This window comes from Marinobacter sp. H13, assembly GCF_059072335.1.
Genome location: NZ_JCACRU010000001.1, coordinates 2,403,401 through 2,415,078, shown reverse-complemented (window position 1 = coordinate 2,415,078; position 11,678 = coordinate 2,403,401). Strand labels below are relative to the sequence as shown.

Annotated in this window: 11 protein-coding genes; 3 read left to right on the top strand and 8 right to left on the bottom strand. The window is 59.8% G+C overall.

All coding sequences use genetic code 11. The features are described 5' to 3' along the window. Positions 1–3: 3 nt before the first annotated feature. From AC5JQH_RS11135 to AC5JQH_RS11110, 6 genes are all read right to left on the bottom strand, one after another. A complete protein-coding gene (locus AC5JQH_RS11135) occupies positions 4–870 on the bottom strand; it encodes an MBL fold metallo-hydrolase (RefSeq protein WP_008177122.1) in 867 nt (288 codons plus the stop codon). A gap of 82 nt (positions 871–952) precedes the next feature. Then, positions 953–2,320, bottom strand: a complete 1,368-nt coding sequence (locus AC5JQH_RS11130) for a sensor domain-containing diguanylate cyclase (protein WP_493791237.1) — start codon at positions 2,318–2,320, stop codon at positions 953–955. Between the two features lie 77 nt (positions 2,321–2,397). Then, positions 2,398–3,018 carry a tetratricopeptide repeat protein gene (locus AC5JQH_RS11125; protein WP_493791238.1) on the bottom strand — a complete coding sequence of 207 codons (621 nt, stop codon included), beginning with the start codon at positions 3,016–3,018 and terminating at the stop codon, positions 2,398–2,400. Beyond that, a complete protein-coding gene (locus AC5JQH_RS11120; protein WP_493791239.1) occupies positions 3,015–3,797 on the bottom strand; it encodes an SDR family oxidoreductase in 783 nt (260 codons plus the stop codon). The genes AC5JQH_RS11125 and AC5JQH_RS11120 overlap by 4 nt, the downstream gene beginning before the upstream one ends. Beyond that, the gene (locus tag AC5JQH_RS11115; protein ID WP_493805587.1) at positions 3,784–5,970 is read right to left on the bottom strand and encodes an AMP-binding protein; all 2,187 of its coding nucleotides are present in this window, start codon (positions 5,968–5,970) and stop codon (positions 3,784–3,786) included. The genes AC5JQH_RS11120 and AC5JQH_RS11115 overlap by 14 nt, the downstream gene beginning before the upstream one ends. Then, entirely contained in the window at positions 5,954–6,664 is a 711-nt protein-coding gene (locus AC5JQH_RS11110; RefSeq protein ID WP_493805586.1) for a thermostable hemolysin, read from the bottom strand. The genes AC5JQH_RS11115 and AC5JQH_RS11110 overlap by 17 nt, the downstream gene beginning before the upstream one ends. Positions 6,665–6,802: 138 nt before the next feature. Here AC5JQH_RS11110 and AC5JQH_RS11105 point away from each other — a divergent pair, with 138 nt between their 5' ends. Further along, positions 6,803–7,489, top strand: coding sequence for a response regulator (locus tag AC5JQH_RS11105; protein ID WP_008177104.1), 687 nt, complete (start codon positions 6,803–6,805; stop codon positions 7,487–7,489). After that, positions 7,480–8,901 (top strand): ATP-binding protein, encoded by a 1,422-nt coding sequence (locus AC5JQH_RS11100; protein WP_493791241.1) that lies wholly within the window; start codon positions 7,480–7,482, stop codon positions 8,899–8,901. The genes AC5JQH_RS11105 and AC5JQH_RS11100 overlap by 10 nt, the downstream gene beginning before the upstream one ends. 7 nt (positions 8,902–8,908) lie before the next feature. On the opposite strand, the gene AC5JQH_RS11095 is transcribed toward AC5JQH_RS11100, so the two are convergent. Both AC5JQH_RS11095 and AC5JQH_RS11090 read right to left on the bottom strand, forming a co-directional pair. Next, entirely contained in the window at positions 8,909–10,321 is a 1,413-nt protein-coding gene (locus tag AC5JQH_RS11095; protein WP_493791242.1) for a sensor histidine kinase, read from the bottom strand. Then, positions 10,318–11,043 carry a response regulator gene (locus tag AC5JQH_RS11090; RefSeq protein ID WP_008177094.1) on the bottom strand — a complete coding sequence of 242 codons (726 nt, stop codon included), beginning with the start codon at positions 11,041–11,043 and terminating at the stop codon, positions 10,318–10,320. Before AC5JQH_RS11090 ends, AC5JQH_RS11095 begins: the two co-directional genes overlap by 4 nt. A 218-nt stretch (positions 11,044–11,261) precedes the next feature. Between AC5JQH_RS11090 and AC5JQH_RS11085 the strand changes: the two genes are divergently transcribed. Further along, the gene (locus tag AC5JQH_RS11085) at positions 11,262–11,615 is read left to right on the top strand and encodes a hypothetical protein (protein ID WP_008177093.1); all 354 of its coding nucleotides are present in this window, start codon (positions 11,262–11,264) and stop codon (positions 11,613–11,615) included. Positions 11,616–11,678 lie beyond the last annotated feature (63 nt).

The following is an 11,678-nucleotide window of genomic DNA, read 5'->3' as shown; positions in this document are numbered from 1 at the left end:
ATCTCAGAACAGGTTAACCGGTACTTTCAGGTAAACCTGACCATTGTCTTCAGCCGGAGGCATATGGCCTGCCCGCATGTTGACCTGGACCGAAGGCAGAATCAGCCGTGGCATATCCAGGGTCGCGTCCCGTTCGGTCCGCATCTTCACGAACTCTTCCTCGGAAACACCTTCGTGGACATGGATGTTCGCTTCCCGCTGCTCGGCCACCGTGGTCATATGCTGATACTCGTCACGGCCGGGCGCCTTGTAGTCGTGACACAGGAAGATACGGGTTTCTGCCGGCAGAGACAGTACCTTCTGGATAGACTGGTACAGGGTGCGGGCATCGCCACCCGGGAAATCACAGCGGGCGGTGCCGAAATCCGGCATAAACAGGGTGTCACCCACGAAGGCGGCATCGCCAACCACATAGGTCAGGCAGGCAGGGGTGTGCCCCGGGGTATGCAATACGCGCCCCTCAAGACCACCGATGGCGAATGTGTCGCCCTCTCTGAACAGCTGATCGAACTGGCTGCCGTCGCGCTGGAATTCGGTGCCGGCGTTAAACGCCTTGCCAAATATTTCCTGTACGTCTCGGATGTGCGCACCAATGCCGGTCTTGCCGCCCAACTTCTCATGCAGGTAAGGCGCGGCCGACAAGTGATCCGCGTGTACGTGGGTCTCCAGAATCCACTCGACCTTCAGATCGTTGCTGCGGATGTACTCGATAATCTCGTCTGCAGAACGCACGTCGGTGGTGCCAGCGGCGTAATCAAAATCCAGGACCGAATCGAGAATGGCACAGGCCTGGCTGTCCGGGTCGCGCACCACATAACTGAAGGTATTGGTGGGTTCATCAAAAAAATGCTGAACGATCGGGTTGCTCATGGCAGTCACCTCTGGAGTATCCGAATATCAAATTTAATATAAGCATATACTATTTCGTAATATGAGGTGAAATGATCTTTTTTTATATGCGCAATGTTCCTGATGCATCAACAAGGCAGTCCCGCCCTGCCTGCTTGGCCATATAGAGCCGATCATCTGCCCGGGCAATCAAGGCATCGGGAGTCGCTGGCTGGTCAACGAACTCTTCGATCCCCGCCACACCCGCACTGACGGTCACCGGAATGTCCGTGTCATTGAACACAAACCTTTCCTCATGCACAGCTTCGAGAATTCGCTGCACAAACTGCCTCACGTCCCCGTGTTCCACGGCGCTGAAAACAACAATGAACTCCTCGCCACCGAAACGGGCAACCACATCCATGGAGCGGGTCTGGCTCACCAGGATGTCAGCAAAGCGCTGGAGGATATAATCGCCCCCGAGGTGTCCGATGGAGTCGTTGATCGTCTTGAAGTGATCGATGTCGAAGATCGCCAGGGCGAAACGTTCTCCCCGACGGTTACTCCGGCCCAGCATTTCATCCAGCCTTGGCATCAGGTAGCGGCGATTATGCAGACCGGTCAGCGGATCACGAATGGACTGGTTCAGCAGCTCCTCTTCCAGCCGATTGCGCTCCAGGGCACCCGACAAGAGGCCAGACACGATAATCAACAGATCGGCCTGGTCCAGACGCCAGGTTCTTCGGCGAAGGGAGTCGACGCCAAAAAAACCCGTCACCCGTCCGCGCACCCGGATAGGCACGCAGAACATGGACGACACCCCTTGTTCCTGAAGCAGCGCCCGCTCGGGTGCAGCTTCCCGGTCCAGTCGGTCGACATCCTCAATAAACACCACCCGGCTGCCACTGACCATCCCCTCAATCTGTTCCTGCCACCAGTGAAAATCTTCGATCGACACCTGCTGCTGGGTATCGATCAGCGCCGGCACACCGTCCCTGCACCACTCATGGGTATTGGTCATCACGGAGTAGTCATCGGAAAAGCAATACAGATAGGCTCGGTCTACCTTGAAAAACATTCCGATGGATCTCAGAAGTTCATCAATGCACTGATCAATAGTGCCAAAACCAAGGTTGATGAATTCGGTGGATAGACGGGCAATCAGGCGCTGGAAACCGCCATTCTCCAGCCTGAGCCGGGCCCGATAGCTCCAGGTCCCCAACGTATCTGCCGAGGCCCGGATGCTCTCCGTAACGGCATCAACGTCCTCAGGATGGATCATGGCAAAAATCGGATCCGCGTTATCACTCAGATCCGAAGGATCAATGCCAAAAAGTGACTGCACATGTTCGCTGATGAAGGAACAGCGGTGGGAATCTCCTTCCAAACTCACCCAATAAACGAAAAGGACTCCAGGAACTCCTGAGGCCAGCTTCTGAAAAAAACGGGCAGACAACTCAGTTTGCTGCCCGTTACCGAACCTTGACGCCATGGACAACACGTCCTCCTGACGGACTCTTCACCCCTCTCCAGTTAAGAGTGTAGCCCAAGCTGACAGGAAACGAGGATTCAGAGTGAGTCCAGGCGGTTCCTGGCTTCTTCCCGCCGACCGGCATCAGCGACGTCGCGGCCCGCCCTGTCGGGTGCTTCGAGGACTTTCTGCAGATAGCTCCGGGCTCGTTCAGGCTCGCCCTGGTCCAGCAGAAAATCGCCAAAGAAGAAATTGGCATCCATACCATCAGGATTGATCGCCAATGCTTTCTGCAAATACTGACGGGCCTTGTCGTCATCACCGAAGCCCAGTGGCCAGCCAGGGACCTGGTAATAAAGGCTGCCAAGGGATGTGTAAGCCGAGCCATCCAGCGCATCGGGATCGATTGTCAGGGCCGCTTCCAGGGATTTCCGGGCGTCCTTGACCAGGCCCAGGGCACCCAGACCACCTTTGGCACCGGCGTAGGTGCTCAACACAATACCCTGCCAAATCAGCGGCTCTGCCCGGTCCGGATAATGGGCAACAAACTGTTCCGCCTCGCCAGCCAGGCCCTCGAAGGCTTTCTCTTTTTCGTCCTCCGGTACCTGGTACTGGATCTCGGCCCAGCGATGCTGGATGTCGGCCAGCTCGGTCTCAAGAGCAGCTGCCCAAAGCGGCTGGGCAGCCAGACACAGGACCATCAATAAAACACGTTTCATGACAACACTCCCGGATTCAGAAACCGCCGGATCACCGGCAGTTGCTTCAGCATCGCCTTGTCGACAATTTTGGGCAGGATGCCGTTGATGACCACGAACAACTTCTCGGGCCAGCCCAGGAAACGCCGGCGATCGTCATTTTCCATGGCCGCCAGAATCTGCGCCGCCACCGCTTCAGGTGCGTCCATGGCGTTGCCGAGTGCCCGGTTCAGCTCGTTCACGGCCTCCGGATTCATGTCCGTGGCAGTGGCGCGGGGGGCCACATAGATCACCTGAACCGGGGTATCGGCCAGTTCCCTGCGCAGGGCTTCGCTGAAACCGCGCAGACCAAACTTGCTGGCGCAGTATGCGGTGTAGCCGGGGAAACCGATGCTGCCAAAGGTGGACCCCACGAACACCAGCGCTCCCTGTTCGGCTTTTTCAAACCTTGGTGCAAAATGCCTGGCGACAATCATCGCTGACCGGAGATTGACGGCAATCTGGGCGTCCAGTTCATTGACTGTCATATTGCCCAGGCTGGCAAAGCAGTTCTGGCCGGCACAGTGGATAACGCCATCAAGATCCGGATAGGCATCGCCGAGCCGAACCAGCTGCTGGTCGAGGTCCGGCGCCGCAAGATCCAGATGTACGAGCGAGACACCTTCCCGATGTTCAAGCTTTTCCGGGTGCCGGGAAGCGATAATCACGCGAGCACCTGCCCTGACCAACGGCTCCACGAGCGCCTTTCCTATACCGCCGGTGCCCCCCAGAAGCAGGAACACCCGATCATGCAGCCTCATGGCGCCGCTCCTTGCGATTCTCGGGCACGGGAATGCTGTGCAGCATGTCGCCGTAAAGCCGGTAGACCATACGGGCCGCCTCGATAATGGCCTGCTGATCATCCGGATCGGTGATTTCGTTCATCAGGTTCCGGAAGAACTCGAAATGCTCCTGGTCCAGAGCACCATGGGAGTAGAGGTAGCTGAACGCTTCCTTGGGCAGGCCAAGCTGTTTCTGGATGGCTTCACCGAGCGGCGTCGCCAGCTCGATCGACGTTCCCTCAAGCACCTGAACCATGCCGAAAAAGGCGGCCGGGTTACCGCGGTTAATGCGGTCATAGAGGTAGGCGACCATCAGCTCGATAGAGGTATCCGGGCTGCCATGACGAATGGCGTCCTTGTCCTCTCCGCAGGCCGCAAGATCGTTGAGGATCCACTCATGGTGGCCATACTCCTCCTCGATGTATTCCACCAACGCCTTTCGCACAAATTCCAGACGCTCGGGTAAGCGGCCACCGCAGGCCATCATCAGGGGCACGGTGTGTTTCACGTGGTGATACGCCTGGGTGAGAAACCAGGTATAGCCATTCAGGTCAAACCGGCCCTCGCGGATGGCCTCAATAACAGGCGCACCGGTTACGTGGGCGCGGGCTTGTGCAGTTTCGGACTGCAGTCGATCGAAAAATGCCATGAAAGATCCTCCTGGCGGGTTTGAAAGTTCAGAATTGGATATCGAAAGATTCATGAAAATCGGAAATGCGCCGGCCAGCAGCGTTGGCAGATCCGCCTGAATCTGTTGGCGAACAGGCCGGCCGTTTGCAGTCAGGTAGCCCTCGGCCTGGCTCAATGGCTGACGGCGGATATAGACACCGGACAAACGAGCGTAGTCCGGCAAATTGTTGTTCAGAACGTCCAGCTGCGAGCGCAACGCATCGGGTGAGCGGCCATCCTGCACAACAACGAGGGCGGAAGGGCGGGGATCGCCATCACCAAACACCACCGCCTGGCGGGCACCTATCGCCTGGATGAGTTCACTCTCCAGCCATTCCGGGCTGATGTTGCGACCAAAGCTGGTAATCAGAAGGTTCTTCGCGCGACCGCTCACCGACAGGAAACCCCCGGCATCCCGGGAACCCAGGTCACCGGTATCCAGCCATTCATCCCCTGCCGGTTCATCCCCCAGGTAACCCAGGTGGGTGTTCCCGGCCACCAGAATGTGTCCGCGGTCATCCACCCGTACCCGAACATGGGAGAGCGGTTTACCCACCGCACCTTCGCGTTCGGTTCCAGGCACGTTCAATGCAACCACGGAACTGCACTCGGAAAGCCCATAACCCTCATAAAGCGGCAGGCCGACCGCGCGGCCCCTGGCAAGCAGGTCGGACGAAACCCGTCCGCCACCAACCGCCAGAAACCGGAAAGAATTACTGTCCAGCTGTTTCTGTTCGGCCGCAGACACCAGCGCCATAGCCAGTTCCGGCACCAGAATCAGGGACTGCGGCTGGTGTTCGTTGATGCCCTGCACCAGCCGGCCGATGTCCAGCCCACTGCTTCCGGTCATGCCCAGATCCTGCAAGGGTGCGACCATTACCGTACTGCCCATAAGCAATGGCAGATAAACCCCGGCAATGTTCTCCAGCAATGTGGCCAGTGGCAGGATGCACAGGTGCCGCTCAAGGTCGACGCCCTCAAGACGCTCCTGCAAGGCCAGCGTGGTGGCCGTCATCTGGGCCACCGACAGGCAGACGCCCTTTGGGTTGCCTGTACTGCCAGACGTAAAGGTTATCTTCGCGGTCTGCTCCGGCATCCAGGCGGCTGCCGCTGTTACCGGCAAATGCCTTAGCCAGACACCATGGCCAATGTGCTCACCCCCATTGCTTGCGCCCCCTGACAACAGGCAATCAAGGCCAGCTCGTTCAGTCAGGTGTTCCGTCTGGGTCCGTGAAAAAAACACCGGCACGGGGACACACACCACGCCAGCAAGCAAACAGGCCAGATCGGCAAGAATCCACGCCACGGAGTTGTCGCCACACAGGCCGGCCCGGCGCACACCAAGGCGGGTCAACTGGTCGGCGAGAGCCTCGGCCGCCTGCATCATCTGAGCGTAAGTGAAGGCCGACTCCGGCCCCTGGAGCGCCGTTTGCGAGGGTTGGTCGGCCGCCTGGCGTTGCAGAAGTTCAGGCAATGTGGCCATAGGAACCTCCTGCCATCGCTTCTTCCCCGGGGGCTTCGGACTCAACCGGCTGAATCAACCGGAGCAAACCGGCGCTCCGCAGTGCCGACATGCCATCGGCGACACGAATGGCCATCACCACCGGATGATGGTCGTAATAACGCCCCCAGCCGGAACCGCCATCGGGCAACGTGGCGGGATCGGCAGTCGCCAGGACCTGAGTGGCAATGCCCAGGCGATGAAAACTGTTGCGCAGCTGATCCGTGCCGGTGCACACCACCCAGTCATAACCGGCCCCATCCAGCCACACCGACAACGAGGCAAACAGAAAACGGCTGACGCCGGCTTCAACGCCCGCCAGATGGGCAATCTCAGCGATCCGATGTCGCTCGATGCCCGCAACCGGCATCACCGACTCCACCGGCACCGACAAGTAGTCTTCCAGAAACAGCTTTTCCAGCGCGGCGTTGCGAACACCGACCGCCGCCAGAAGGCTGCCTTGAGCCGTGGTCAGGGCCAGGAGCGCCGGTATGCGCAGAGAAGGCTCTGCGCCATAGGCATGCAGGAAGCGGCGGCGAATAAAACCCGCAACCGTCTCGGCCATTGCCGTGTCTGGACGGATCTCGTTAAACCAGCGACCGGCACAACGGATGACCGGAACCACCTCCTCGGAATCCGGGGGACAACATGTGGACATCATCAGCGGGTCTGTCATAAAAGGCCTCTCTTAAGGTACGCCTCCCAGACTAGAGCGCCAGCCTTAACCAAGGCTTAAGAACAGCCGGAAGTTTTCTTAAGCTGGCCTTAAGATTTCTGTGCCAGAATGATCACCAGACCGGTAACAGGACCTGCCATGCGGATATTGCTTGTAGAAGACGACCATCACCTGGCCAACACCATGCTGGGAATGTTGCGTGACGGACAGAACACGGTGGACTGGCTCGACGACGGCCAGCAGGCCCTGGGTGCACTCACCAGCGAGCACTTTGATCTGGCAATACTGGACCTGACTCTGCCCCGCGTTGATGGCCTGGACATCCTGAAGGCAGCCAGGAAACAGGGCGTGCAAACGCCGGTGATCATCCTGACTGCCCGTTCCGGTCTGGATGAAAAACTGACCGGCCTGGATGCCGGCGCCGATGACTACCTCACCAAACCCTTCGCCATGGCGGAGCTCAAGGCCAGAATCCGGGCAGTCACACGTCGGGGCTCCTCGGTGCCGCAGAACGGTCTGACGGTGGGCCAACTGGTGCTCAACCCGGACAACGGACAACTGACCAGCGGCGGCGAAACCACCACATTGCCCCGCAGTGAATTCCAGATTCTTCACTACCTGATGCGACACCCGGATCAGGTAGCCACACGACGACGGCTGGAAGAACAGCTTTACGGCTGGGACCACGGCGCGGAAAGCAACGCCCTGGAGGTGCACATCCACCACCTGCGTCGCAGGGTTGGCAAGGAAACCATTCGGACCCTACGCGGTGTCGGTTATCTGCTCGACAGCCAGGCTGCCGCCAGGGTGACCGAATGTCCCTGACCCGCACACTGACCCTGCTGGTTACCTCCACCGTTCTGCTGATTGCACTTGTTGCTGCGGCCTGGAGCTACATCGAAAGCAACCACGAGCTCGAGGAGCTGTTTGACGCCGAGCTGGCACAGAGCACGCGGATCGTCCAGGGACTGGTACAGCACCTGGCCGACACCCAGTCTGTCGAGCAACTGCCAAAAACCCTGAGCGAAACCCTGGAACTGCCCCGGCCCGACACGCCAGGAGTCGATTTCGAAGCCGACAATAACGAAATCTTGCCGGGCGGCACCGGGCATAAATATGAAAAGAAGCTGGCGTTCGAGGTCTGGACCCCGGAACGCGAACCGCTGCTGGATACGCTCAAAGCCGACGACACCGAAGGCCTGACACCCGGTTACTCCTGGGCAGAGTCCAGCGGCTTTCGCTGGCGCGTATTCACGCTTCAGGACCCGAGTACGGGTTTCTGGATACGGACGGCACAGCGTGAGGATATTCGTGAAGAGCTCAGCGAGGAGCTGGCCCTGGGGAACATTCTGCCCCTGTTGATTGCCCTGCCCCTGCTGCTGCTTGCCGCCAGTGCCGCCATCCAGCTCGGCTTCAGGCCGCTTTTAAAGCTTGAGCGCCCAATCCGCAACATGGCGCCGGAGAACATCCACCCCCTGGACGACCGCCAGGCACCGAAGGAAGTCGCGGGATTGGTGCAGGCGGTGAACGGCCTGCTCAGACGCCTGAACCAGGCCCTTGAACGGGAAAGGCGGTTCTCTGCCGATGCCGCCCATGAGCTGCGGACGCCGCTGACGGCTCTGCGACTGAACCTGGAAAAAGTCTACGAGAAGGATCCGGAACAGTACGGTGACCTGATCCAGTCTGTCGACCGCATGGTGCACCTGGTTGAGCAGATGCTGCTGTTGAACCGGGTCGACTCCGGTGCCGATTTCACCCCGGAATACCACAACCTGTCCGCGATTGTGGAACAGAGCATCGCCGATGTGGCACCGCTGGCCCTGAAAAAGGACATCGACCCTGTGCTGCGGGACGATGCCGGCCAGGCTCTGGTGTGCTGTCACAGCGCGCTGATCAACACCCTCATGCGCTCCCTGCTGGCGAACGCCATCCAGTACAGCCCTGAACACACAATCATCGAGACACACCTGACGCCTTCCGGCGAGGGATACCACATCACCGTGTGCGACCAGGGCCCTGGCATACCCGCCGAGGAACGAGAACGGGCCCTGAGCCGCTTTGTCCGCCTGGACCAGCGTCTCGGCGGCGGCGCCGGTCTTGGCCTGGCCATTGCCCGGCGCATCGCGGAACTTCATGGCGGCCAGCTCACCCTCAGTGACCGGCCGGATGGCAACGCCGGCCTGTGCGTCAGCATCTGGCTGCCGGCCCGTCCGGCCCCGCGAAGCGGGCAGGCATAAGATTGGATCACAACGGCAAAGTGACTGACACCACGAGGCCATGGCCGTCCGGGCCGGCGCCAAGACGGATATCTCCGCCCATCCCCCGAATCAGGGTGCGGGCGATGGCCAGGCCAAGGCCCGCGCCACCGGTTTCACGGTTGCGCGAGTGCTCCAGCCGGTAAAACGGTTCGAAAACACGCTCCCGTTCCGGTTCAGGAATCCCCGGCCCCTGGTCAACAATCGTGACAACAGCTTCTGTGCCTGTGGTTGCCAGTGTTACTTCCGCCTGCTCGCCATAATTCACCGCGTTCTCAATCAGATTACGCAGGGCACGTTTGACGGCTTCGGGTTGCCCCTGTAGCACACATCTCGGACTGTCCTGGCAATGAACCGCCAGACCCATTTCCTGGAGATCACCGCAAAGGCTGTCCAGCAGGGTGGCCAGATCATAACGGCGATGCTGTTCCGTGGTGCTACCCCGGATGAAATCGAGGGTAGCTTCGGCCAGATGCTGCATTTCCCTGAGGGAATCGAGAAGACGATCCCTGTCCTCGCCTTCCGGCAGCATTTCCACCCGCAGCCGCATGGAGGTGATGGGTGTCCTGAGGTCATGGGCCAGGGCCGCCAGCAGCCTTGCCCGGTCTTCCTGGGCGCGGCCGACCTGATCCTGCATCTGGTTGAAGGCGCGGGTAACCTCACGAACATCCTCCGGTCCCTTTTCAGGAACCCGGACTTTCTCTCCCCGCCCGAACGCGTGGGCTGCCAGGCTCAACTCGTTCATTGGCCGCAGGATTCGACGTACCGCCAGCAACAGGGTCAGCGTGAGCAGCACAGCGGTAATCCCTACGCTGGTGAGCGTAGCCTTCAACCACAACCAGGAGGGCGCTGGTGGTCGGGCCCGAGCGTTGAACCATTGGCCGGAGGACAAGGCCAGGGAAACCCCCAGGACCGGGGGGCATTCGTGCCGGTCATCCCGATGGTCGTCCTCGTCACGGTGTTCTTCATACTCGTGGTGCTCATCATCTTCATCGTCATGCCGTTCACGGTCCCGATGTTCATCGCGATCCGGCATGCAATCGTCTTCGTCAGCCTCCATGGCTGTCCGAACCTGCTCCACCGGCAGTTCCAATTCCTTGGCCAGCCGGCGCGTCATGCCGGAGACCCGGTCCTCGGTCAGATAGGGCGCAGGATCGATCGAAAGCCGCAGGGTCGGGCTGGAGAGTGCCCGGAGGATGCGCTCCTGCCGTTCCGGATCGGTAGTATCGGCCAGGGTATAGCCATCGGCCACCCGCTGGAGGACGTGTTCCAGACTGGCACTGCGCAACGCTCCCTGGCGCTCACCCGCCAGAATAACGATGGTGATAACCTGGGCCACCAGCAGCACCAGAATCAATAACAGCGCCAGCTGCCCACCGGCGCGCCGTGGCCACAGTCTCATTGTTCAGCCCCTTCGACCGCAGCAATCCACTGGTAGCCACCGCCCCAGATGGTCTTGATCAGCCTGGGGCTGCGGGCATCCGGGTCGATCTTTCGGCGCAGGCGGCTGACATGATTATCAATGCTGCGATCGAAAGCATCCGCCTCTCTGCCGAGGGTCAGGTCCATCAGCTGATCACGGGACAACACGCGGCCGGCGTGCTCAAGGAAGGCGAGCAGAAGCTTGTACTCGGCGGTACTCAACGACACCTCGACACCTTCCGGATCGATGAGTTGATGGCGGTCGACGTCCAGCGTCCAGCCCTCGAACGTCAGGGACTGCCCGGCCATGGGGCTGCGTTGCGGTGGCAGCGCTGTGGTACGGCGCAGAACTGCTTTTATGCGGGCCAACAACTCCCGGGGGTTAAAGGGTTTGGTGAGGTAATCGTCGGCGCCCATTTCGAGGCCGACAATGCGATCGGTTTCCTCGCTCATGGCTGTAAGCAGAATAACAGGCAACTCGGTGTGCTCACGAAGGTAACGGCAGAGCGTGAGGCCATCGTCCCCGGGCATCATGATGTCCAGCACAACCAGGTCGATGGAGTGCTGTCGCAACTGGCGCTTCAAGGCATCGCCGCCATCCGCCAGCAGCACGCGCAGGCCATGCTCCTGCAAATAGCGGCCGACCAGATCTCGAATGTCCCGGTGGTCATCGACCACCAGGATTGTGGGAGAGTCGCTCACTCGTTACTCCGTTGAATTACCGTCTGCCCTGATTATAGGGGAGTCGACTTCCCGCTTGGGCGCGATCTTGTCAAAAACCGTCGCAAATCCCTGCCTTGCGACAAGTTGCGACAAAGTCGGTGGGTCACCGAGACAATTCTGCGACGTTTCCTTGATGGAATAACTCCCGACCAACAATGACATTCCGTCATGGGTTTAACCAACCAAGGAGTTCGACCATGAAGAAAACGACCACCATTGCTGCTCTCTCCATCGCCGCGATACTCGGCGCCACGCCACTGCTTGCGTCTGCCGATGACGACTACGGGCGAGGTGACTGTGACGATCGTTACGAGAATCGCCACCACGGCAAATCCATGGGTTCCGATCTGAAGCAATACAGCACCGACGAAATGCGCATCATGGCTTACGGCCAGGCGCTAAGACGCTTCGGCCCGGGCGTGGATGTGTCCGTTGAGGAAACGTCGGATGGCACATACCGGGTCCAACTGCGAGATGCCGAGCAGAATCTGATCCGGGAGCAGGAGTTCAACCAGTACGGTGCCCCGGTTCGCGGCGGACACCGGAGCTGATTACCAACAGCCAGCGCGGGGCCCGAGAGGTGCCCCGCCAGCCTTTGATCAAGGAGAATCGCG

Bases quoted from the DNA above. Each gene is read 5' to 3' on its own strand.
- AC5JQH_RS11130 (WP_493791237.1), bottom strand. From the start codon at position 2,320: ATGGCGTCAAGGTTCGGTAACGGGCAGCAAACTGAGTTGTCTGCCCGT.
- AC5JQH_RS11105 (WP_008177104.1), top strand. From the start codon at position 6,803: ATGCGGATATTGCTTGTAGAAGACGACCATCACCTGGCCAACACCATG.
- AC5JQH_RS11095 (WP_493791242.1), bottom strand. From the start codon at position 10,321: ATGAGACTGTGGCCACGGCGCGCCGGTGGGCAGCTGGCGCTGTTATTG.
- AC5JQH_RS11110 (WP_493805586.1), bottom strand. From the start codon at position 6,664: ATGACAGACCCGCTGATGATGTCCACATGTTGTCCCCCGGATTCCGAG.
- AC5JQH_RS11120 (WP_493791239.1), bottom strand. From the start codon at position 3,797: ATGAGGCTGCATGATCGGGTGTTCCTGCTTCTGGGGGGCACCGGCGGT.
- AC5JQH_RS11100 (WP_493791241.1), top strand. From the start codon at position 7,480: ATGTCCCTGACCCGCACACTGACCCTGCTGGTTACCTCCACCGTTCTG.
- AC5JQH_RS11115 (WP_493805587.1), bottom strand. From the start codon at position 5,970: ATGGCCACATTGCCTGAACTTCTGCAACGCCAGGCGGCCGACCAACCC.
- AC5JQH_RS11085 (WP_008177093.1), top strand. From the start codon at position 11,262: ATGAAGAAAACGACCACCATTGCTGCTCTCTCCATCGCCGCGATACTC.
- AC5JQH_RS11135 (WP_008177122.1), bottom strand. From the start codon at position 870: ATGAGCAACCCGATCGTTCAGCATTTTTTTGATGAACCCACCAATACC.
- AC5JQH_RS11125 (WP_493791238.1), bottom strand. From the start codon at position 3,018: ATGAAACGTGTTTTATTGATGGTCCTGTGTCTGGCTGCCCAGCCGCTT.